This window comes from Sphingobium chlorophenolicum (assembly GCF_000722875.1).
GTDB classification, from domain to species: Bacteria; Pseudomonadota; Alphaproteobacteria; order Sphingomonadales; family Sphingomonadaceae; genus Sphingobium; species Sphingobium chlorophenolicum.
Map to the genome: position 1 here is coordinate 38,987 of NZ_JFHR01000029.1, position 20,886 is coordinate 59,872.

The 20,886-nt window shown below is 62.3% G+C and carries 20 protein-coding genes, 2 tRNA genes and 1 pseudogene; 11 read left to right on the forward strand and 12 right to left on the reverse strand.

The features are described 5' to 3' along the window. Nucleotides 1–115: 115 nt before the first annotated feature. A complete protein-coding gene (gene rplJ, locus BV95_RS13000; RefSeq protein ID WP_013848667.1) occupies nt 116–631 on the forward strand; it encodes a 50S ribosomal protein L10 in 516 nt (171 codons plus the stop codon). A gap of 78 nt (nt 632–709) precedes the next feature. After that, entirely contained in the window at nt 710–1,090 is a 381-nt protein-coding gene (gene rplL, locus BV95_RS13005) for a 50S ribosomal protein L7/L12 (RefSeq protein WP_013848666.1), read from the forward strand. A gap of 268 nt (nt 1,091–1,358) precedes the next feature. Here the strand turns inward: rplL and BV95_RS13010 are convergent, their stop codons facing one another. The 4 genes from BV95_RS13010 to BV95_RS24035 form a co-directional block, all read right to left on the reverse strand. After that, nucleotides 1,359–2,051, reverse strand: coding sequence for an aspartate/glutamate racemase family protein (locus tag BV95_RS13010; protein ID WP_037452516.1), 693 nt, complete (start codon nt 2,049–2,051; stop codon nt 1,359–1,361). Between the two features lie 59 nt (nt 2,052–2,110). Continuing rightward, nucleotides 2,111–2,905, reverse strand: coding sequence for an NAD(P)(+) transhydrogenase (Re/Si-specific) subunit beta (locus BV95_RS13015; RefSeq protein ID WP_037452558.1), 795 nt, complete (start codon nt 2,903–2,905; stop codon nt 2,111–2,113). Nucleotides 2,906–2,913: 8 nt separating this feature from the next. After that, complete coding sequence (locus tag BV95_RS13020; protein WP_037452519.1) at nt 2,914–3,183, reverse strand: proton-translocating transhydrogenase family protein; 270 nt, start codon at nt 3,181–3,183, stop codon at nt 2,914–2,916. Nucleotides 3,184–3,294: 111 nt separating this feature from the next. Next, complete coding sequence (locus BV95_RS24035) at nt 3,295–3,420, reverse strand: aa3-type cytochrome c oxidase subunit IV (RefSeq protein ID WP_013848662.1); 126 nt, start codon at nt 3,418–3,420, stop codon at nt 3,295–3,297. A gap of 195 nt (nt 3,421–3,615) precedes the next feature. Between BV95_RS24035 and BV95_RS13030 the strand changes: the two genes are divergently transcribed. Together BV95_RS13030 and BV95_RS13035 are read left to right on the forward strand one after the other, a co-directional pair. Beyond that, nucleotides 3,616–5,064, forward strand: a complete 1,449-nt coding sequence (locus BV95_RS13030; RefSeq protein WP_037452522.1) for a sigma-54-dependent transcriptional regulator — start codon at nt 3,616–3,618, stop codon at nt 5,062–5,064. 88 nt (nt 5,065–5,152) lie between these two features. Then, nucleotides 5,153–5,776, forward strand: coding sequence for a hypothetical protein (locus BV95_RS13035; RefSeq protein ID WP_037452525.1), 624 nt, complete (start codon nt 5,153–5,155; stop codon nt 5,774–5,776). Nucleotides 5,777–5,842: 66 nt separating this feature from the next. On the opposite strand, the gene BV95_RS13040 is transcribed toward BV95_RS13035, so the two are convergent. Both BV95_RS13040 and BV95_RS13045 read right to left on the reverse strand, forming a co-directional pair. Further along, on the reverse strand, nt 5,843–7,216 hold the full coding sequence (locus BV95_RS13040; protein ID WP_037452528.1) for a porin: 1,374 nt from the start codon (nt 7,214–7,216) through the stop codon (nt 5,843–5,845). A gap of 80 nt (nt 7,217–7,296) precedes the next feature. Further along, a complete protein-coding gene (locus BV95_RS13045) occupies nt 7,297–8,205 on the reverse strand; it encodes an N-formylglutamate amidohydrolase (protein WP_051749764.1) in 909 nt (302 codons plus the stop codon). 135 nt (nt 8,206–8,340) lie between these two features. Here BV95_RS13045 and cpdR point away from each other — a divergent pair, with 135 nt between their 5' ends. Next, complete coding sequence (gene cpdR, locus BV95_RS13050; protein ID WP_037452534.1) at nt 8,341–8,718, forward strand: cell cycle two-component system response regulator CpdR; 378 nt, start codon at nt 8,341–8,343, stop codon at nt 8,716–8,718. Nucleotides 8,719–8,725: 7 nt separating this feature from the next. On the opposite strand, the gene BV95_RS13055 is transcribed toward cpdR, so the two are convergent. After that, nucleotides 8,726–10,060 (reverse strand): dicarboxylate/amino acid:cation symporter, encoded by a 1,335-nt coding sequence (locus tag BV95_RS13055; protein WP_037452561.1) that lies wholly within the window; start codon nt 10,058–10,060, stop codon nt 8,726–8,728. Nucleotides 10,061–10,188: 128 nt separating this feature from the next. Between BV95_RS13055 and BV95_RS13060 the strand changes: the two genes are divergently transcribed. From BV95_RS13060 to BV95_RS13075, 4 genes are all read left to right on the forward strand, one after another. Then, a tRNA-Val gene (locus BV95_RS13060) sits at nt 10,189–10,263 on the forward strand. Nucleotides 10,264–10,693: 430 nt separating this feature from the next. Then, nucleotides 10,694–11,686, forward strand: a complete 993-nt coding sequence (locus tag BV95_RS24560; RefSeq protein WP_234703186.1) for a hypothetical protein — start codon at nt 10,694–10,696, stop codon at nt 11,684–11,686. Next, entirely contained in the window at nt 11,686–12,591 is a 906-nt protein-coding gene (locus BV95_RS13070; RefSeq protein ID WP_234703187.1) for a tyrosine-type recombinase/integrase, read from the forward strand. Before BV95_RS24560 ends, BV95_RS13070 begins: the two co-directional genes overlap by 1 nt. Nucleotides 12,592–12,686: 95 nt before the next feature. Then, nucleotides 12,687–12,758: transfer RNA gene (locus BV95_RS13075), tRNA-Gly, on the forward strand. An 827-nt stretch (nt 12,759–13,585) separates the two neighbouring features. On the opposite strand, the pseudogene BV95_RS24980 reads toward BV95_RS13075, so the two are convergent. Then, nucleotides 13,586–14,245 (reverse strand): annotated as a pseudogene (locus BV95_RS24980) (integral membrane-like protein); the annotation flags it as partial. A gap of 155 nt (nt 14,246–14,400) precedes the next feature. On the opposite strand from BV95_RS24980, the gene BV95_RS13085 reads away from it, so the two are divergent. Together BV95_RS13085 and BV95_RS13090 are read left to right on the forward strand one after the other, a co-directional pair. Further along, a complete protein-coding gene (locus BV95_RS13085; RefSeq protein WP_037452547.1) occupies nt 14,401–15,423 on the forward strand; it encodes a glycosyltransferase family 2 protein in 1,023 nt (340 codons plus the stop codon). Next, a complete protein-coding gene (locus BV95_RS13090; protein WP_234703188.1) occupies nt 15,420–16,121 on the forward strand; it encodes a class I SAM-dependent methyltransferase in 702 nt (233 codons plus the stop codon). The genes BV95_RS13085 and BV95_RS13090 overlap by 4 nt, the downstream gene beginning before the upstream one ends. On the opposite strand, the gene BV95_RS13095 is transcribed toward BV95_RS13090, so the two are convergent. The 4 genes from BV95_RS13095 to BV95_RS24430 form a co-directional block, all read right to left on the reverse strand. Next, nucleotides 16,095–17,651 carry a hypothetical protein gene (locus BV95_RS13095; RefSeq protein WP_234703189.1) on the reverse strand — a complete coding sequence of 519 codons (1,557 nt, stop codon included), beginning with the start codon at nt 17,649–17,651 and terminating at the stop codon, nt 16,095–16,097. The genes BV95_RS13090 and BV95_RS13095 overlap by 27 nt on opposite strands. Nucleotides 17,652–17,729: 78 nt before the next feature. Then, nucleotides 17,730–19,352, reverse strand: a complete 1,623-nt coding sequence (locus BV95_RS13100) for a GtrA family protein (protein WP_174544463.1) — start codon at nt 19,350–19,352, stop codon at nt 17,730–17,732. 44 nt (nt 19,353–19,396) lie between these two features. Continuing rightward, nucleotides 19,397–20,425: a phosphatase PAP2 family protein gene (locus BV95_RS13105; protein ID WP_037452553.1), complete on the reverse strand. Its 1,029-nt coding sequence runs from the start codon at nt 20,423–20,425 to the stop codon at nt 19,397–19,399. A gap of 130 nt (nt 20,426–20,555) precedes the next feature. Then, nucleotides 20,556–20,705 (reverse strand): hypothetical protein, encoded by a 150-nt coding sequence (locus BV95_RS24430; protein ID WP_214442609.1) that lies wholly within the window; start codon nt 20,703–20,705, stop codon nt 20,556–20,558. Between the last annotated feature and the right edge of the window lie 181 nt (nt 20,706–20,886).

A 20,886-nucleotide genomic window follows, 5' to 3' on the forward strand; every position in this document is an offset into this window, starting at 1 on the left:
TTTTCCTGAGGGATGCGGGCCGGTCGATCTCTCCCCTTCGGACCAATGCCCCGCGCAAGTCGCGGGTTTTTGCCGTTCTCCGGACGTTCCGGGGAACATGAAGTGGAGTAAAGGCATGGATCGTAATCAGAAAGCTGAGGTCGTTTCCGCGCTGAACGCATATCTGGCCGATGTCGGCGTGGTCGTCGTGACCCGCAACCTCGGGCTGACGGTCGCTCAGTCGACCCAGCTTCGCCAGAAGATGCGCGATGCCGGCGGCACCTACAAGGTTACGAAGAACCGCCTCGCCAAGATCGCCCTTGAAGGCACCAGCTACACCGGCATCAGCGACCTGCTGACCGGCCCGGTTGGCCTCGCCTCCTCGGCCGATCCGGTCGCAGCCGCCAAGGTTGCGGTCGAATTCGCCAAGACCAACGACAAGCTTGAGATCGTTGGCGGCGCGATGGGCGAAGTGTTGCTGAACGCGGAGGGCGTCAAGGCGCTCGCCTCGATGCCGTCGCTGGATGAACTGCGCGCAAAGCTGGTCGGCCTTCTGGTCGCCCCGGCTACCAAGCTCGCAACCGTCACCCAGGCGCCGGCTGCTCAGCTCGCACGGGTCTTCAACGCCTATGCGGAAAAGAACGCGGCCTGAGGGCTTCGGATTTTTCCGGAATACCGTTTTCAACTCTCATTCAAGGGGCCTGTGCCCCGCCCAGAAGGGAATATCAACATGGCAGACATCAATGCACTGGTCGACCAGCTCTCGGCCCTGACCGTTCTCGAAGCCGCTGAGCTCTCCAAGGCTCTGGAAGAAAAGTGGGGCGTTTCGGCCGCCGCTGCCGTCGCTGTGGCCGCTCCGGCCGGTGGCGCTGCCGGCGCCGCTCCCGCTGAAGAAGCCAAGGACGAATTCGACGTCGTCCTGACCGGCGACGGCGGCAAGAAGATCAACGTCATCAAGGAAGTCCGCGCCATCACCGGCCTGGGCCTGACCGAAGCCAAGGCTCTGGTCGAAGGCGCGCCGAAGGCCGTCAAGGAAGGCGTTGGCAAGGACGAAGCCGAGAAGCTCAAGAAGCAGCTCGAAGAAGCCGGCGCGACCGTCGAACTCAAGTAAGTTCGGGTCGGGCCTCGCACTTGCGGGGCCTAGCTGCCCGGCTCGCGCTGGGAGAATTGGGGCGGTGCCTGATGGCGCCGCCCTTTTTCTTTGCGTGATGGTGTGGGGTGGAAGGTGGACCTGCCCTATTCCTCCCCATCGAGAGATGGGGAGGGGGACCAGCAGAAGGCTGGTGGAGGGGAATGGGGCACGACCTCCGAATTTCCCCTCCACCATGCTGCGCATGGTCCCCCTCCCCACGCTGCGCGTAGGGAGGATTTAGTGGCAGCTATTCGCCCAGGATCACGTCCACGCCGGCGCGGGCGTGGATGCTGGTGCCGTCATAGATGGGCAGCACGTTCGCCTTCACGTCGACGATCATCTCCAGTTCGGTGCAGGCCAGGATCGCCGCCTGCACCTGTTCCTTGGCGATGTCGGTCAATTCCGACTTCATATAGCGTTCGGACTCGCGGCTGACCTTGCCGATGGTCAGTTCGTCATAGACGATCCGGTCGATCCGCTCGGCCAGTTCCATGTCGGGCGGCAGCAGGGAGATGCCGTGCGCCACCAGCCGCTGGCGATAGAATTTCTCCGTCATCACGTTGCGCGTGCCGATCAGCGCGGCCTTTTCGATGCCGTCGGCCTGCATCCTGCGCCCGACTGCCTCGGCAATGTTGATGATCGGGATGTCCACGCCCGCCTGCACCTCGTCATAGACGCGGTGCATGGAGTTGGCGCAGATCAGCAGCGCCGCCGCGCCGCCCTGTTCCAGACGGCGCGCGGAGGCGGTCAGCACTTGCGCCGCATGCGCCCATTCCTGTTCAGTGGTGGAGCGGCCTATGTCCGCGAAATCCAGGCTTTCGATCAGCAGCGGGGCGCTGTGCTGGCCGCCTTTGGCGCGGTACACGGCCTGGTTGATGATCTGATAATAGCGCGCCGTCGACGTCCAGCTAAGACCGCCTATCAGACCGAGCTTCCTCATTTATCCGCTTACCCCAATGCGCCGCAGGGCCGAAAGGGCCTGCCTCTTCCTGCGAAGCGTTAAGGATGGCGTTCCGCGTCGGCAAGCCCCTTCCTGCCCGGCCCGCCGCAAAGGCGCGCGCAGAACAGGCTTCCCGCCGCGCCCGCCAGCCCGCCCGCGACGGCCATCGCCATATTTTCCATAAGGAAAGCGGAAGCCGCGACGGCCCAGCCGGAAAAGCCGCCGATCAGCGCCAGGGCAGGCCCGGTCCCGGCGTCCATGGCCCTTTTCGTCAGCCCGCGTCCCGCGAACAGCGCCGCCCCGCCGCATGCCAGGAGGCGGCCGACCTCCGGAGTCGCGGCGAACGCCCAGACGAGTCCGCCGGTCGCCAACAGCATCACGCCCCCGGTCAGGACATGCCCGCGCCCGGCCGGTCCACGCCGCAGGATGCTCGCCGCGCCCGCGCAGGCCATCGCGCCCCAGGCGATGACAGCGGCCATGGCGGCGGCGGCATCGACGCGCAGCCGGTCCGTCGCATCGTCCAATAAGCCGAAGGCGTGGGGATCGCGCCAGGCTGCTCCGCCGAGGAGGAGCGCCGCCAGCCCGGCGAGGCCGATCAACCCGGCCAGCAACGCAGGAAGGGCGGACCGGGGCACGCCGCGCCCCAGCGCCAGCCCGATCGCGCCGCCGGTGATCAGCGCCGCGCAGATGTGCGGCAGGGCCATGACATCATGGCTGTAGAGCGTCACCGCCCCGGCCACCACCATCGCGGCCAGCGCCAGATGCGCCCGTCGCCGAAGCGCTGAAGGCACGAGCAGGGCCGCCGCGAACAGCAGGGCCGCCAGCGACCAGCCGGTGAGGACCGTTGGAGTCATGTCTTCCATCACGGTTCAGGAGGCGCGCCGAACCGCAGCGCCGCGATGAAGCCGCCGCACAGCCCCGCACTGCCCGCCACGATGGCGAGCAGGCCCAGGGTCCGCGCCGCGCTGCCGCCCGCCTCCGCCGCGACGATGAGCGCGCCGATCACTATCGCGGACGACAGCATCTGGAGGATGGCGACCAGCGGCCAGCCGTCATCCGGCCGCGCCCGCCACGCCGCGACCGCCCCCAGGACGCAGGCGGCCGAAAAGGCGATCAGGACAGGGACAGTCAAGCCCCGCCGCGCCTGCCTGCGCGGCTGGCCGAGGGAGAAAAGGGATGCGGCAGGGAAGGATGGGGCAATGCTCTATCCCTCAGGAAAGGCGCAATCGCCCCGCAGCCTGGCTTAGCTGGCGATCAGCAGCACGACCAGGGCGCCGACCGCAACGCTGGCGACCGTGCCCCATTTGATGAGGGCCACGAACCCCGCGTAGGTCTGGTTCGCGCTGTCCATATTAGATTCCGACGCCATGCTCTGTCCCTCTCTGTTTCCGGGCCGCCGGCCGCAAAGGCCAGGTCGAAAAGGGTTCGGCCCGTTCGTCGGCATCCTCTTATCGTCAAGCCATGCCCCCCTCAAGCCGGGGCGGGCAAGAAAATCTTTTCGGTTAAGCGGGTCTTTACCCCTCTGCCCTACCTTCGGGCGCTAAGGTCGCAAATGAGGGGTAAGATGGCGCGCGACGGCGTTCCGATGCTGATGTTGATCGATGACGAGCCTGCGCAGCGCAGGCTCGTCTCCGCCCTGGCGGCCCGCGCCGGTTGGCGCACCATCTTCGCCAATGACGGGGATACCGCCATCGCGACGCTGGGCACGCAGGACGGCATGCGGCTGGATGCGGTGCTGCTGGACCAGTGGAGTCCAAGCTACGAACCCACCGGCCTGATCCGCGAATTGCGCGCTCGGCGCCCGGCCCTGCCCATCATGATCCTGACCGCGCACAATAATGTCGCGGTCGCGGTGGAGGCGATGCGGGCGGGCGCGACCGACTATCTGGCCAAGCCGATCGCGCCGGAAAGGCTGCTCGCCGCGCTGAACGCCACATTGAACGGCGAACATGGCAAGGGCGAGTTGCGGCCGCTGACGGAGAAGATTCCCGCCGCCCTGTCGTTCGAGGATGTGGTGGGCGCCGCGCCGCAGTTCCGCGCCGCGCTGGCCATCGCGGCCAAGGCCGCCCGCGCCCGCGTGCCCGTGTTGATCGAGGGTGAAAGCGGCGTCGGCAAGGACGTTCTGGCCCGCGCCATCCATGCCGCATCGCCCCGCCACAAGCAGGCGATGATCACGGTGAATTGCGGCGCCATTCCCGCCAATCTGGTCGAATCCGACCTGTTCGGTCATGAGCGTGGCGCCTTCACCGGGGCCTTCGACCGGCAGGTGGGCAAGTTCGTCGCCGCCGACATGGGCACCATCTTCCTGGACGAAGTCAGCGAAATGCCGCTGGACGCACAGGTGAAGCTGCTGCGGGTGTTGCAGGACGGAGAGGTGCAGCCCATCGGCGCGCGCCGCCCGATCCATGTCGACGTCCGCGTCATCGCCGCCACCAACAAGCGGCTGCATGACGAGATAGAGGCGGGGCGGTTCCGCGAGGATCTTTATTATCGCCTCAACGTGGTCCAACTCACCATTCCACCGCTGCGCGACCGGCTGGGCGACGTGCCTGCCCTGTGCCGCCACCTGCTCACCCGCATCGCCGGTCAGCCGGGAATGCGCGGGCTGGGCCTGACCGACGACGCGCTGGCGCTGCTGATGCAGCATGACTGGCCGGGCAATGTCCGGCAGCTTCAGAATGCGCTGTTCCGGGCGGCGGTGCTGTGCGAGGGCGACGCGCTGACGGCGCAGGATTTTCCGGAGATCGCGGCCCATATCCGGGGGCGGGCGACGGGCGACACGCCGCATGCGCGACTGCGCGCCGTGCCGCAGCCCCATCGCGAAGCCGCGGGCATCACCCTGTTCGAAGGCGACGGCCATGTCCGCCAGTTGGCCGAGATCGAAGCGGATGTGATCCGCCTGGCCATCGGCCATTATCGTGGGCGCATGACCGAAGTGGCCCGGCGGCTGGGGATCGGCCGTTCGACCCTTTATCGCAAGCTGGCCGAACTGGGGATCGACAGCGCAGCCTGACCGGCGCGGCCCCGCCGCTCCATCGCCCCATCGCGGGATCGGCGGCTGCGGCGTTGAAATGTCGCGGCGGCTATGCTTTGGGAGGGGAATGAAGAGCTTTTCCCTTGCCGTCGCCATGCCCCTGTTGCTGCTGGTCGCCTGCGGCCGCGCCGAACCTGTCGAGGATCTGCCGAGCCAGGAGGAACTGGCCGCCGCCGCCAATGCCGCCGCCGCGAAGGCGATGGCCAGCGCCAAGGCGGACACCCCGGCATCCCGCAATTATGTGAATGTCGAGCGCGGCTTTTCCATCACCTTCCCCGAAGGATGGGAAAAGGACGCCGCCGCGAGCAATGCCGACGGCATGGTCTATCAGGACCCCGGCGCGGGCGCGGATGTCCGCATCTTCTGGCAGAAGAAGGATGGGGAGCAGACGTTGCAGCAGATCGTCGCGACGGTGAATGAAGGGTCCGAAGGGGTCAGCGGCGATTTCGTCGGCGACAATGAATATCGCGGCACGGCCAATGACGGCGAAGGCAATAATGTCGCCCTGCGCCTGATGAAGCAGCCGGACGGCTCCATCGTCACGGCCAGCTTCGTCTATCCCGAAATGCTGAGCGAGCAATATCAGGCGATGGCGGAAAGGACGCTGGACAGCCTGCGCATCTTCGCGCCCAGGGACCGGACGCCCGAAGGCGCGGTTCCGGCGGCGGGGAGCAATGCTGCGCGGCCTTGATATCGTGGTGACTGGGGAAAAGGCGCGGGCTGCGCCAATCCCCTCCGCCATCGGCCGAGCTGACGGTCAGAAATCCAGTTCGGCGCGCCAGGCGATGACGTCGACGCCATAATCCCTGCGTCCTCCGGCCAGGATCGCCGCGTCGCTATAGTCCAGCCGCGCATAATTGACGTTGAAGCGCAGATATTCGACCGGCGTCCAGACCAGCGCCGCGATGATGGCGTTTTGCGTGCCGCCGACAATGTCCCTGTCGTTCAGGCTGAGATAGTCGTAGCGCAGCGTCGCCTGAAGCGCGCCCCAGCCCCCGCTGCCGACCGGGCGGGCGGGCTTCACTATGCCGAATATCCCGTTCCTGTAGCCCCGCGATTCCCCGGTCAGCACATAGCCCACTTCGCCATAGCCGCCGAAGAAGGTCGGATCGGCCAGGCCGGGGCGCGACACGCGCAGCCAGTGCGCCTCGCCCGCCCACCAGAGCGGCCCGCGCACGCCCGCGAATTCGGCGCCATAATGGGTTTCGCCGTCCGCCGCGATGCGGGGCGTCGACAGGAAACGGCTGTTGGCGCTGTGGAGATAGGCGCGCTGGCGGTAGCGCTGCGGCGTTTCGGACAGCCGCTGAAAGTCCCGCCAATGGCCCGAAAGCCCGAAATGCAACTGGGTCTTGCCCAGTTTCGGCGCCAGCACGATCCGCCCGTCGACGCCGTAGCTGTTATTTTCGTCGCCCCCGTCCGGTCCGTCCGCGTCGTTGGTGAGCGAATCGGCGCTGTCGGAGAATATGCCCGCCTGCGCCAGCAGCAGGCCGGAGCGATATTGCGCCGACAGGCCCAGCCGCCGCTCAAACCCGAAGGCGTCGGTGAAGGCGGCGCGCTCCATCACCGATCCGCCGGTATCGCTGATCAGTTCGTCCAGCGACTGGAAGGCGTTCTGATTGCCCAGCGTGACCAGCCACTTGCCCTTCTCATAGCTGATGAAGGTATCGACCAGATCGACGCTGTTGTCGGACAGTTCCAGTTCCAGCTTATAGCCGAAACCGCCGCCCAACTGCCCTTCCCCGCCCAGGCGCAGGCGGCGCAGTTCGTTGGAATAGCCTTTGGCCCGATCCTGCACGCTTTCCGGGGTCATCAGCAAACCGGCGTCATATTGGATGCGCCCCTTCACCTTGAAACTGGCCGCGCCCTTGCTGAAGACCGGGCCGCCCTTCCAGCCGATGCTGGTCGTTTCGGATGACGGCGGGGTTGCCGGGGGCTGGACGGCGGGGGCTTGCGCTAGAGGCGGCGGCGGCGCGCTGTCCAGCCGGGCCTCCAGCCGTTCGACCTGGGCCTTGAGCGCCGCGATCTGGGCGCGCAGTTCGGCGGCTTCACTTTCGCTGATGGCCTGGGCGGCGACCGGCGAAGAGATGATGCACATCGCCAGCCCGCCGGCCAATCGGGAGGTTAGATACATGGGGATCCCCTGAAAATCAGGATGCCATTATGAAGATTGCGTTACAGTTCAGCGTCGATTTCATGACATTTTCATGACAATCACTCCGCCGCCAGGGCGTAGGTCGAGCGCGGCAGTTCGTGGGCAAGCGCGTTGGCGATGGCCCCGACCACCTGTTGCAGGCGGGGCAGCCCTGCCCCCGGCCGGTCCAGGGCGCTGTCCAGATAGAGGCTGCGGTCGCATTCCAACTGGATCGCGTAAAGGCCGTGCGCGGGTCGGCCGTGACGATCGATCATATGATCGCCCGCATAGGGGTGATTCTGGGCGGCGGTCAGGCCATGGGCGGCCGCCACGTCCGCCGCCAGCGTCATCAGGCGGGCCGAAGCGCTACGCCCGAATCGGTCGCCCAGCACGATGTTCGGTGCAGCCTGCCCGGCGGTGGGCGGCGGCAGCGGGGGCATGGAGTGCAGGTCGATCAGGATCGCATGGCCATGGGCGTCCCGAGCCGCCCGCATCAGCCGGGACAGCGCCGCATGATAGGGCCGGTGGAAACGGTCGATCCGGCGCTCCACCTCCGCCCAGCCGAGCGGCCGCTGCCAAAGTTCATGCGCGCCGGGCATGCGGCGCGGTATCAGGCCCAGCCCGCCGCGCAACTTGGCGCTGCTTTGCAGGGGCATGTCGCGTGGAATGCCGCTGACCATGCCGGCGTCAATCTCCCGCTCATGCCGGTTGAGGTCGATCGCCGCGCGCGGCACCCGCGCCACCAGCACCGGAAAACCGCGCTCTATCAGGGGATAGGCCAGCAGGTCGGCCCAGCGGTCCTCCAGCCTTTGCAGCACATCCTGCCGCACCCGCGCCTGCGCCAGCAGCGCCGGTTCATAATCCCGGCCCGCATGGGGCACGGAAATGACGACCGGGCCGGGCGGGACATCCGGCTCGTAAAGATCGTAGGCGGGCGTGGTTTCGGTCGGGGCCGGCGGCGCGCTCTGTCCCAAAAGGTCTCCTTCCATGGGCCGCCGCCCAAAAATGGTTACTTGGCTGGATAATATTTACACCTTGTCGCATATATAGGCGCTTCACGCCATCCGCGAAGGAGGCGAACGGGGGTTTGGCCGTCACAGGCCTGGGGCGAGACATACGGGGCAATGGTTCGAATTCTGCTAGCCGAAGACGATGACAGCATGCGCGCCTATCTGGCGCGTGCTCTGGAGCGATCGGGTTATGACGTCGTCGCCGTCTCCACCGGCGCGCAGGCGGTGCCGCATATCGACGGCGACCGGTTCGACCTGTTGCTGACCGACATCGTCATGCCGGAAATGGACGGGATCGAACTGGCCCAGCACGCCGCCGCCGTGGCACCCGACATGCGCATCATGTTCATCACCGGCTTTGCCGCCGTCACGCTGAAGGCAGGAAAGATGGTGCCGCAGGCGAAGGTGCTGTCCAAGCCATTCCACCTGCGCGATCTGGTGCTGGAGGTGGAGCGCATGTTCGGCACGGAAAGCCTGACCGGCCAGAATTGACGCCGGGTCAGGCGGAGACAACCTCTTCCATATCCGGCGTGGGCGGCAGGGGATGTCCGGACATGGCCGCGGCGAATCGCTCCCGATCCAGCCCCTTTTCCCATGCCGACACCACGACGGTGGCGACCGCGTTGCCGATGAAATTGGTGAGGCTGCGGCATTCGCTCATGAAACGGTCTACGCCCAGGATCAGCGTCATGCCCGCCACCGGCACCGAAGGGACGATCGAAAGGGTAGCCGCCAGGGTGATGAACCCCGCCCCGGTCACGCCCGCCGCCCCCTTGCTGGAGAGCATGGCGACCAGCAGCAGCAAAATCTGCTCCTCCAGGCTGAGGTGCACATTGGTCGCCTGCGCGATGAACAGCGCCGCCAGCGTCATATAGATGTTGGTGCCGTCCAGGTTGAAGCTGTAGCCGGTCGGCACCACCAGCCCGACCACCGATTTCCGGCAACCGGCGCGCTCCATCTTCTCGATCAGGCTGGGCAGGGCCGCTTCGGATGAAGAGGTGCCCAGCACCAGCAGCAGTTCCGCCTTCAGGTATCGGATCAGGTGCAGGATGTTGAACCCCGCCAGCCGCGCCACCGTGCCCAGCACTACCAGCACGAACAGCAGCGACGTCAGGTAAAAGGTCGCCACCAGCCCCGCCAGATTGGCCAGCGCGCCCACGCCATATTTGCCGATGGTGAAGGCCATCGCGCCGAAAGCGCCGAGCGGCGCGGCCTTCATCAGGAAGGAGACCAGCTTGAAGATGGCATGGCTGGCCGATTCGAGCACCGTCATCAGCGGATCGGCCTTTTCCCCGATCATGGTGAGGGCGATGCCGAACAGGATCGCGACGAACAGCACCTGCAGGATATTGTGCCCGTCCGCCACGGCGGAGATCAGCGTGCCGGGGATGATGTCCAGCAGGAAGCCGGTCAGCGTCCGGTCATGCGCCTGCTGCTGATATTGGGCGACCTTGCCCACATCCAGCGTGGCGGGATCGATATTCAGCCCCGCGCCCGGATGCACGACATTGGCGACGACCAGCCCGACGATCAGCGCCAGGGTGGAGAATGTCAGGAAATAGGCGAAGGCCTTCGCCGCCACCCGGCCGATCGCGCCCAGTTCCTTCATGCCCGCCACGCCGGTCACGATGGTCAGGAAGATGACCGGCGCGATGATCATCTTCACCAGCTTGATGAAGGCCTCTCCCAACGGTTGCAGCGCCACGCCGGTTTCGGGGAAAAAATGCCCTATCGCCACGCCAGCAGCGATGGCGATCAGCACCTGGACATAGAGCTGGCGGTAGAATGGCAGGCGCGTGATCGGCTGATCCGACGGCGTTGGCGATGGCAGCATGATGGTTGGCGTCCCCTTTTCGCAACGCAGCATATGGCCTGTCATGCTGCTGTCCAGAAGAATAGCGGCGAGGCTCAATTTCCCGCTTGCGTAGCCTGTCGGCCCCCGCTATTGGCCCACTCCACCGTGGGCGTGTAGCTCAGTGGTAGAGCACTGTGTTGACATCGCAGGGGTCGCAAGTTCAATCCTTGCCACGCCCACCATCGAAAACCCCGTCAAATCAACGATTTGGCGGGGTTTTTGTTTGCCTGAAAAAGGCGAAGGAGCGGCCCGGGCAGCCAAATTTCTGGGCAGATTTTGGGCAAATCGTCCCCCTCGTTTGGCAAATTCTGGGCACGCCGAGGTCGGGCGATCAGGGCGAAATCCCGAGTCGCGCACGCGGTTGAAACAGCCTTGGTTGATCGCTCCGGCCAGCACCAGAGGAAGCCGCGCGCTTGGTTCAATGGGGGTCCGAGCCCCTCCCGGAACCCGCCCCCTATCTGTTGCGCGATACCCTCGGTCGGGCCGGCAGGATCCGCGCCGCGCCCGGGAACGGAACACGCATATTTCGATGAAGTCAGGGATGTCCTGCGCCACACGTGCCGAGAGCCGTGTGGCGCAGGCGCCAGATCAGATGCGACTGGGAAAGATCACATGTCCTCCATCCATACCCGTGAGAAGAACGGCATCCACCATAATCGCAGCAGCGTCTCGCGCGGCGACAAGATCCTCGTGAAGGGGTTCAGTTCAGGAACGAGCGACGCAGAGGCCGCGACGCAGATGATAGCCGAATATGCGACGAAGCTGCACCAACAGCTGCCGTTCGGTTCCGCAGCCCCGGTCGCTGATGAAGCGAAGGCGGCAATCCTCAACTCCACGCCTAAGGCCCCGTCGCCCTTCCCGTCCGGGTCCCTGCGCGGCAAGCTCAATGGCCATGATCCAGCGGGCCAGGATTCTGGCGCTCTGGCGGTCCTGAAAAAATCTCCTATAACTCTTTCAGGCGCCTCGCTCGCTCAAGCGGACGAGGCCCGGCTCGACGGCGACCCAAAAGCACGGCGCGTGCGGGTCTCCGGCTATCGTCGAGTGCTAGGCCGGGGACTCGTACGCGCCGACGAGTGGGATTTCCACATGTCGACAAAAGACCCTGCAACGGCGGCAGCCAGTCCGGCCGATGCAGCTGCGCCGCGTGAGGCGCTGCAGGCTGGCGCGATGCCCATGGCATCGCCTGAACGTCCTGCGGCTACCCCGCAGCGATCGGCCGTGTCTGCGGTTAGCAGCCGCGCCATCACCGAGGTTTCCGGTGGCGCGCGGCCGCCACCGCATACCCTTGCCCCCAGCTCCGGCGAACGACTTCTTACCCCGCGCGACATCCTCTCGCGGCTCAGCATGACCAGTGCCGAGCCGACGAAATGGATGCGCCGGATCTTCAACAAACATGGTGTGCCCTACGTCCATGCGTGCGGAAAGATGCGCGCGACAGAGGAGCAGTACCAGCTGCTACTGGAAAAAATCACATGCTCTCCATCCGCCCCCGTGGGAAGAACGGCATTTACTATATCCGAGGCACAGTCACGCTCGGCGACAAGCAGATCGTCGTCAAAGAATTCAGTTCAGGAACAAGTGACGCAGATGCTGCGTCGCACCTGATGGCCGAATATGAGACGAAGCTGCGCCATCAATTGATGTTCGGACCTGCCGCAATCGTCGCGCAGGGCACCATCGCGGATGCTTTCGCCAGCTATTTGGCGAAGGCGAAGCGGCCCTGCCCCGCAGACATATTGCGGATCGGCAAGCTCAACGCCCAGATCGGCGACTTGTCGCTGCGGGAACCGAAACGGGCTTGGGAGACGTTCCGGCTCGCCAACCTGACCGGGCATGCCCCCGGCGGCCAAGACCGCTACCGCGCGGTATTCCAGGCGGCGATCAACACCTATTACGAACTGCATGACCTTCCCCCGCTCAAGATCAAGGCCATCCCGTTCGACAATGAGCGTGTGCGCTTCCTGACGAAAGAGGATCGCGATCGACTGATTGCGTCCTATGCGCCGCACGTCCAACCGATCATCACCATGTTGGCTTTTCATGGGCCGCGCATCCAAACCGCGCTACAGATGCCGTGGGGCGTCAACGGGGTGGACATGCAGCGGGAAGCGATCCGGCTCAACCATTCGAAAAACGCGGTAATCCAGTCAGTCCCGATGCACCCCCGCGTGAAGGAGATGCTGTTACCGATCTGGGAAAAGCAGGGGCGGCGGATGAAGGGGCATGTATTCCTGAACCGGTTCGGCAAACCCTATCAGGATACCCGACTGTCGCGAGTTCCTGGCGGCAATCCGATCAGGAACCAGCACAAAACAGCGTGCATCCGGGCGGAGATCAACGACTTCACCATCCATGACTGGCGCCATCACTGGGCTTCGCACTGCGTGATGGCCGGGATCGACCTCATCACGATCATGCATATGGGCGGCTGGAAATCGCTTCGGATGGTCCAGCGCTATGCGAGCGTGGGGGTCGATCATATGCGCGCAGCTATCAACAAACTCGACTGACGAGTGGGCCAATGACGTTCGCAAGTCTCAGATTCGCCGCCGCGATTTGATGTTGACGAGCCCTGCTGACAGATGGCAGGGCGCTGGACCTGCGGGCGGGCATAGCTCAATGGTAGAGCTCTAGCCTTCCAAGCTTGTGATGCGGGTTCGTGCCGCTACCCGCTCCAGTGACCTTCCGACTTGGTTGCCCGCTACAAACCAGTCCGAACATTAGCAGACTGCACAGGCTCAAGATAAGGCCCGCCCATTCCTGCCACACATATACGCGTTCTAAGCGGTAATGCCCGGGTCGAGCGTGGAATCGGATGACGGGACCTTTATAGGGCACCACCTCTTCGCCTCGCATGACGCGCCAAATCGGGAATGCAGCGCGGCGCATCGTTATCTCGCCCGCCGCTTCCACGACGACCTCTTCATTCGATCGGACGCCGCGCCAGGCTGATAAGTCCGGCTTGCGCTCGAAGTCCGTGATCTTTGCCGTGTCGAACCCGACAGGCAGATATTCGGCCGCATCTGGTAGATCTCGCCCCATCATCGCGTAAGGCACCGGCTTCTTCAGATATTCTGACGCCTCCGAAATCCACCTGATGCAGGAGAACAGGACGAGGCCCAAGCCCAGGCCCAACAGGATCGGCTTCGGACGACAACTCAGAATTGCGGTTATGGCAGCAAATTCGATCAGGCCGAGAAGTCGCCAGGGAAACTGCGCCTGGCTGAAGGGCGGGATGTCCCAGATAAAGGGGATCAGACCGAGCGCCGCCAATGAGGCCAAGAGGCTTATGAACGTCCAGATCGAACGTGCGGACAGCGACAGCAGCGCAAGACCCCCGATGAGGACCGGAATATAAAGCATCTGGAGTAGTGGACCATGTGCCAGCAACCCCCAGGACGACGCCCTATACCAAGGTCCCCACAGAAGCTGCGAGGAAATTTGGCCCTGCATCGTCAGCGCGGGAACAAGATAGAAAGCCGCAAGGCCCACGGCCAGTGCACCGCTGACGACCAAAGGCCCAAAGGCGCCCCGGTCCCGCCAGATTTTATACACACCGAGCGGAGCGATTAGGAAGAACCCTGTCAGCATCGCCATCGGTAAATGTGTCAGCACAAGCCCGGCATAGCTCAGCGTCAGCAGGACAATACCCCTGCGTTCAGGAAGGCGAACTATCGCCAAGGCGATGAGAGGGTACCATATGAAGGCAGTGAATTCCGCCAGTGCGCCTCGCACATAGAAGTCCAGGAGATGATAGGGCGCAACCATATAGAGGATTGCGCCAATCAGCGGATAGGTGCGTCGCGCTGATAGCCAATAATACATGGCAATGCCCGACAGCAACAGCGTCACGAAGGCAGCCATGTTGATCGCTGCCAGCGTAGACAGGCCGCTCGCGTCGAAAGCACCGGCGATCCAGAATGCGACCGGCGGGTAAAAGTAGAAGGCGGGGCTTCCCAGACCTTCGAAACTCCCCGGCAACCATCGCGGGTACAAGTTCCCTTTCGCTATCTCCGTCCCGAACTGACTGGTCCAGACGTAGTTATAGGTGACAGAATGGGAAAAGCCGGGACCCAGAAGAAAGGTCGGCAACAGGACGAGCGCGGCCACCAGCGCCAAAATGCTGACAATAGCCAGGCTGTTCCGGGTGATCATCCGCGCCATCTGCCCATTTGATACATTGTGGCGTGATCGCCAAAAATGGTAAAAAATATGTTCATTCCCTCGGACGTGTTATAGGCTGCACTAGCGGGTGGCGTTTTGTTAACCATTTTTGTCGATAGCTGCGGTGGGCGTTAGCCCGCAGGGGGGCTGAAGGCATGGCTGAACCATCGTTGCTGTCGATCGTCGTTCCGGTGTTTAATGAACAGGAGACTATCTCGCTGTTTCTGGATGCCGCACGCCCCGCAGTTGCACGAGCGCTTGCGCTCATTGGGCCTAACGCCGAGGCAGAATATCTCTTTGTCAATGACGGCAGCACCGACCGGACCGGCGACATACTGGAAATCCTCACACGCCGGGATCCCGACGTGCGGCACATCACCCTGTCCCGCAACTTCGGCAAGGAAGCTGCGCTGGCAGCAGGCATCGATCGGGCGCGGGGAGATGCCGTCATCCCTATCGACGTCGATCTTCAGGACCCGCCCGAAGTCATAATTGCCATGGTGCGCCATTGGCTGGCAGGTGCGAAGGTGGTTAATGCGCGCCGTGCGGATCGATCGAGCGACGACTGGTTCAAGCGCTGGAGTGCACAAGGCTTCTATCGCATCATCAACCGGCTTTCCGACCATCCGATTCCTGAGAATGTCGGCGATTTCCGGCTGCTCGATCGACAGGCGGTGGACGTCATCAAACAGCTTGGTGAACAGGCGCGTTTCACAAAAGGCATTTTTTCCTGGGTCGGCTTCCGCGTGGCGACCGTCGATTATGAACGTGCCCCACGCGAAGCGGGGAACAGCAAATGGCGTGTCAGCAAGCTCTGGTCGCTGGCGGTGGACGGCATCACTGCGTCGACCACCATGCCGCTACGCATCTGGTCCTATATCGGCGGCGGCATCGCCCTGATGGCCTTTGCCTACGCCGCGTTTCTCGTGCTGCACACGGTGCTGACTGGGGTCGACACGCCGGGCTACGCATCCATCATGGTTGCGGTGCTGATGCTGGGCGGCCTTAATCTGATGAGCCTCGGCATCATCGGCGAATATCTGGGTCGGGTCGCACAGGAAGTGCGTAAACGGCCGCTTTATGTTGTGGCAGAGGAAAGCGAGCAGACGCCGCGACCTGTCATGCAGCCGCATATCGAGGAAAAGGACAAATGGATCGATCAGCCTATGCGAGCATGAGCGCGCAGGAACAGGATCATTGGTGGTTTGTGGCTCGCCGCGCTATCATCGATAGCCTGATCCGCGCCCATGTGCCGCTGCCCCCTGAAGCACATATTCTTGAGGCTGGCTGTGGTACCGGCGGCAATATCCCGCTGCTGGCACAATTTGGTACGCTCGATGCGATGGAATATGACGCCGACGCGCGCGCACTGGCATCTGCGCGAGGACTGTGTCGTGTCGAACCGGGGGCTTTGCCAGACGCGATCGGCTTCGGCGACACGCGCTATGATATGATCGCGCTGCTCGATGTGCTGGAGCATATCGATCAGGATGAAGCATCGCTTCACGCCCTGGGCGCACGGCTGGCGCCAAACGGGCGATTGTTGCTAACGGTTCCCGCAGCGCCCTGGCTCTGGTCGGACCATGACGTGCTGCACCATCACAAGCGCCGCTACACCCATGAGGGCTTGTTGCAAGTGGTCCGTGCCGCTGGGCTGAAGGTCGAAGTCTCAGGATATTTCAACAGCCTGCTTTTCCCGCTCGCCGTGGCGCAGCGCTTCGCCCATCAGTGGCTGCGGCGTGACGCTCCACTGGATGCGCGCCCCTCACCACTTATCAACGCCGCGTTGCAGCGGGTTTTTGCGGCCGAGCGACATGTTCTGGGGCGTATTCCATTCCCGGTGGGACTGTCACTTTACGCCATCCTTTCGGCCTGACGGAGCATTTCGCGGGTCGAAGGGCAGATTCCAGGAACCATCCCAGCAGCGCGGCGGCTCATTTGCCGTGGCTCGGAAGGGATGATGCGGACGGATCAGCGCCGGCACCTTATTCAACGGGGCAATATAGGAACCTTTGGGAAAGGCCGCGAACGTCTGATCCCATGCCTTGAAAAAGCTGCATCGCACTTCCGGCGCTGCGGGATAAACCAGCGCCCGCCGGATTTCCGCAAGGCCGGTCAAGCTACCAACCGACAAAACGATCAACAACCAGCGTCGTTTTTCGCCCCGCTGCACCACGTGATCGCTCACCATCACCGTGACCAGGGCCAGCGCAGTGATAGAACCGCGCATCATGAAATCGGTCGACCAGCCAATCTGGACGAATGGAATCAGCATGAGCCATACAAAGGCAAGCCACAGGCTGTCGTTGCCGAACCGCGTCGAACGTCCGGCGATCGCCAGCGGGATCAGATATGGCAGCGTTTCGAACGATTGGAACAGCATCCACTGGATGAAGGGGATCGGTTGCAAATGAAAGCCGACGTCATCCGATGCAGCACCCAGATAAATGAGAGAGGGTATGCAAAGGACAAGCGACGCTGCGGGAACCACAACGTCGCGCGGACGAAGCACGCGTGCTATAATCGTCCGCAATCCAGCCAGAGCAACGAATGGCATCGCCCCCATCAGCCCCAAAGGAGACCACAGCGCTGTCAGCGGCAGCATTGCGAGCCATGGCGCAAGGGGCAACCGGCCTTCCCGCCACATCATATATCCGACGGCGCCCACCCACCCGGCGATCGCATGCTGCGGCACCCAGAACAGCAGGGTGATGGTCGAAGAATACTGGATTTCCGCCCAATCTTCCATGTGACCTGTGAGCATTCCCTGCATCAGCAGATCGCCAAGCGCATCCATGCCTGAAAATAGCACGAATATTGTCAAGCCGGTCATACGCGATCGCCGGTCAGCGAAGAGCTGACTTCCCATCGCGAGCAAGAGGGCAATGAGCGCGCTGTTCTGCACCAGCAAGGCAACATCCGCCGCGCGAGGGCCTATCGTCTTGAAAATGAGCGCGGGCACCAGGAACATGCCTATCGGCGCACGGAGCAGATCGGGCTCCGGCCGGGCTGTGTAAACGAACGGCCAGGGGTTTATCCCCATGTCTCGCAAAACAGCAAAGCGCACCTGCCAATCCACATTGGCGTAGAAGAACCGCCCTTCGCCGCTCAGCGCGAGCAGGCCCAGCGAGATCAGGAAGCAGGTAAATACTGTGCCGACGCCAATATGGGGGCTGTCCTTCGTGACCCTGATCGTGAACGCGCACAGGCTCGCAATGATAAGTAAGCCAAACGGATAGGCCCAGACAGGCGCCACATCGAGAAATCGCCAAAGAAGCAGTTGACTGCCACCCAGCCAGACGACCAAAAACGCCCATATCCATCCGGGCGCGATCGACATGGAGGACTTGCTTTCTGAAATCGAAGCGTCTGCGCGAATGGTCGATGCGTTACGGTCAACAAGCATGGATGTTTTCCGCATTTTTCAAATCCCGATGATCGTGCCGCGTATGATAGGAATGGTGAGCCGAATGAACTAAGGTTCTCAAGAGCCTCCAGCGAATATCGGGCATTTAGGATCGGTGGGACGGGGGTGAGGCGGCGTCACTCGTCGGTAAACATAGAGCCAGCGCGTTGGCCTCGAGTCACGATAATTCGCTGCAAGATACTGACGGATATCCGCACGGCGTAGGAAAAAGCCGCGAACGTCGAAACTCGTAGGCTGGTAAATATAATTTGCCCGTCGCTCGAACAGGATCAGCGCGGGTGACGAGCAATGAATTTCCAGAGCGGCTTCCGCCTGTATCCGCTTGGCCAATTCGCGGAGGGCCACTGGATTGGGGCCGATCACTTCGCCGTGGGCAATAGCCGGTATCATCCAATAGGCGTAAAGGCGCGATGGCCAGGCAAGCCCATGATCTTCAACTGTGGGCCATCCCCACATCGGTTCGCCCGAGGCGATGAAAACCGGGTTGCCCTTCGGCAATGTGGACAGAACCGGGTCAATATCGCCCCGGAAAAAGTTGAAATAGGGGCCGATCTTGACCGGCATTAGTACGGGCAATGCCAGCATGAACAGCCCAATCACGGTAGGAATCAGCCGGCGCATGTCGGCCATTCCCAATCGCACGCCCAACGCCAAACCGACAGCGCCGGTCACCGGGACGCTATGGTAAAGCCAGCCCTTGCGCTGCATGAAGTAGGAAAAGCCATAGCCTATGGCCACGAGCAGCAAGGTGGACACAAACGGATTTGCCCTTTTGCCAAACGCTCCGCCAAATGTCAGGAAGAAGGCGGCTATGAATGTCCAGATGACGATCCAGGGCCGCAGCAGGATCATTTCCCATGACGATTCAAAGCCGTGATAGGCGGCGCGGACCATCGGAAGGTTGTCGGTGAAAAAGGCCGGGGCAAAGGCGATCACAGCAACGGCATAAACGAGCGCAAATATTCCTGTGGCGACAGTTTCGGGGCGGATAGGACGCCATAGCGACCGGCTGCGTGCGATCAGCCACAATTCCAGCATCACCGGTACAATCACGAAATAATGCTTGAGCGCAAAGCCATAAGCGGCGGCGGCGCCCATAAGCAGCGCGAGGCATGGTGGTACAGTCTTCCCGGTCGACCTGCGCGCAATCAATGCGGCGTAAGCCACCGAGCAAATCAGGGCGATATGTTCCCGCTGTCCAAAATCATAAAGCGGTCCGATGACCATAAGCCAGAACGACAGGAGCATCAGAGCAAGTCGCCCAATGGGCGATTCCGTGGCTGCGAGCCGTCCAGCCGCCAGCGCCGATAGACCGCCAAGCGCTGTTATGCAGACTACCAGCAAGCGAAGTGGAGGCATGGAAAGCCAAGCAGCGACAAAACGAACCGGCACTGCTGACCAGAACCAGAGGGGGGGGTTGATCTCCCAAACGTCTCGATAAAGCGTCGCGCCATTCATCATCTGGCGCGCGATCCAGAACTGCCAAACGACATCGTGGGTGAGCGGGATGTCGTACAGAAAAATCATCGTGGCAGCGACGACCACGGTGAACATCACTTCAGGAAGATAGCGTGCCGCTGCCATGGCAGCAGGCGGTTGGATTTGCGGACCCGTCATACCTGCCAGGCCGCCATCGTTAGGCTGATTGAGAAAATTCCCCACGCCGAACTTAAATACCAATTAAAGTCATGCGGCAACAGCTCTGACGACCCTGACGCTTGGTCTTAGGCTCCCAGATATGCCGGCGACGATTTGGGTGGCTGGTTGAGCTGATGTTTTGTTTGGCGGATTCGAAGGGCTGTCATCCTGTTTGCGGCCCATATCGACAAAATCGCGACGCTGCATCCGGCCAAAACGTCGGAAAGATAGTGCGCTCCGCTGATAAACGTCGAGAGAATGACGCCAATATTGAGCAGTAGCCCGGGCCAGCGCAAGAGGCGGATTCCATGGGTTGCCCAGATGAACAACACAGCTGCGGCGGAATGAAAGCTGGGAAACTGAATCAGGCCAGGCCAGATCCTCGAAAGATCGCGGATCTCACCGTTTTGCAGTTGGGAAATCCACTTCCCTTGATACCATTGCCAAGGCCAGTCGTCTCCTACGCTCGGCATAACGCCTTGCGGTATACCGTAATAGACATACGGCCCCTCAGCCGCAGCAAATGGAAAAATTGCCGCAGCGAGCAGAAGAGAAAAAACATACGCAGTGATGTAGGTCCACAGCAGTTCAGGTCGCCAAACGCACAACGCCACGGGCAACAATAAAAACTGCGGCTGAAACGATGAATAGACCGCTTCGGACAAGGGCACGATCCCGGGATATGCCAGGTAGAAGCGAAATATAGCTCTCCAATCGAACCCGAGTGCCGCATCGATCCCGATCAGTTGAGGATCGACGAAGTGGCTGCTGATCGAGGCCAGCATTATTATCGTACCCCCGCTGAGCGCCGCTGCTATGGCAGGAACGGAGCAGGCCTCAAGGAAGAGCGCGATCCTGGCATGCCCGTACCGTCGCGCAAGCGCGCCGCAGCCTGCGATCAAGCAAATCGATCCGAACGACGAATAAAGCGCGGACTGGCCGACGATGAAGTCGGATAGCGCAAAGACAGATATCCATGCCATGCACCACACGAACAGGATCAAATAAACGGTTCGCGACATCGGATGGAGTGCATCTTGCTGTTTAACAGCACGAGCGTGCTCATTAATACGCGCTATCGCTGCGGTTATCAAATCGACACCCCTCATCACCATCTTGCTGCTATATCCAATGGGCTAGTCTAGAATCATGACGAGGTTATTAACCGCTGAAGATTTTGAAATGCTTTGCAAACTTTCCGTCGAAAAAACTGAGGGCAGCATGATCTCTTGCTGCCCTGCTATTTCAATTGCCCGGTTGGTCGAAAAATCCTGGCAAAGGATCGGGTTCTTTGACGCTGTGGTCGCTCTTGCGAACCACCGTTCCTGACTGCTCAGCCCCCTTAACTGTCATCAAAAGTTCGCGGTCCTTGGCAAGGATTGTCGCCTCCAGCACCGCCGATTGCAGACGCTCCTTTAAGGCGTGTGGACATTTAAGGGATTCCTTTTTCCGCGCGGATCGGATTCAAGACTGGCGAAGGGAGCGCCATCTTGGATCGACACGGATTAAGCGACGAGCAGTGGGAGCGGGTTCGCCCCGTGCTTCCCGGTAAAGTTGGGGACCGAGGCCGTTCGGC

Coding starts and splice junctions, on each gene's coding strand:
- BV95_RS24035 (WP_013848662.1), bottom strand. CDS start 3,420: ATGGCGTCGGAATCTAATATGGACAGCGCGAACCAGACCTACGCGGGG.
- BV95_RS13095 (WP_234703189.1), bottom strand. CDS start 17,651: ATGCTTGTTGACCGTAACGCATCGACCATTCGCGCAGACGCTTCGATT.
- BV95_RS13055 (WP_037452561.1), bottom strand. CDS start 10,060: ATGCTGCCATCGCCAACGCCGTCGGATCAGCCGATCACGCGCCTGCCA.
- BV95_RS24560 (WP_234703186.1), top strand. CDS start 10,694: ATGTCCTCCATCCATACCCGTGAGAAGAACGGCATCCACCATAATCGC.
- BV95_RS13030 (WP_037452522.1), top strand. CDS start 3,616: ATGGCGCGCGACGGCGTTCCGATGCTGATGTTGATCGATGACGAGCCT.
- cpdR (WP_037452534.1), top strand. CDS start 8,341: ATGGTTCGAATTCTGCTAGCCGAAGACGATGACAGCATGCGCGCCTAT.
- rplL (WP_013848666.1), top strand. CDS start 710: ATGGCAGACATCAATGCACTGGTCGACCAGCTCTCGGCCCTGACCGTT.
- BV95_RS13070 (WP_234703187.1), top strand. CDS start 11,686: ATGGCCGAATATGAGACGAAGCTGCGCCATCAATTGATGTTCGGACCT.
- BV95_RS13015 (WP_037452558.1), bottom strand. CDS start 2,905: ATGACTCCAACGGTCCTCACCGGCTGGTCGCTGGCGGCCCTGCTGTTC.
- BV95_RS13085 (WP_037452547.1), top strand. CDS start 14,401: ATGGCTGAACCATCGTTGCTGTCGATCGTCGTTCCGGTGTTTAATGAA.
- BV95_RS13040 (WP_037452528.1), bottom strand. CDS start 7,216: ATGTATCTAACCTCCCGATTGGCCGGCGGGCTGGCGATGTGCATCATC.
- BV95_RS13090 (WP_234703188.1), top strand. CDS start 15,420: ATGAGCGCGCAGGAACAGGATCATTGGTGGTTTGTGGCTCGCCGCGCT.
- rplJ (WP_013848667.1), top strand. CDS start 116: ATGGATCGTAATCAGAAAGCTGAGGTCGTTTCCGCGCTGAACGCATAT.
- BV95_RS13035 (WP_037452525.1), top strand. CDS start 5,153: ATGAAGAGCTTTTCCCTTGCCGTCGCCATGCCCCTGTTGCTGCTGGTC.
- BV95_RS13045 (WP_051749764.1), bottom strand. CDS start 8,205: ATGGAAGGAGACCTTTTGGGACAGAGCGCGCCGCCGGCCCCGACCGAA.
- BV95_RS13105 (WP_037452553.1), bottom strand. CDS start 20,425: ATGGTGATGAGGGGTGTCGATTTGATAACCGCAGCGATAGCGCGTATT.
- BV95_RS13010 (WP_037452516.1), bottom strand. CDS start 2,051: ATGAGGAAGCTCGGTCTGATAGGCGGTCTTAGCTGGACGTCGACGGCG.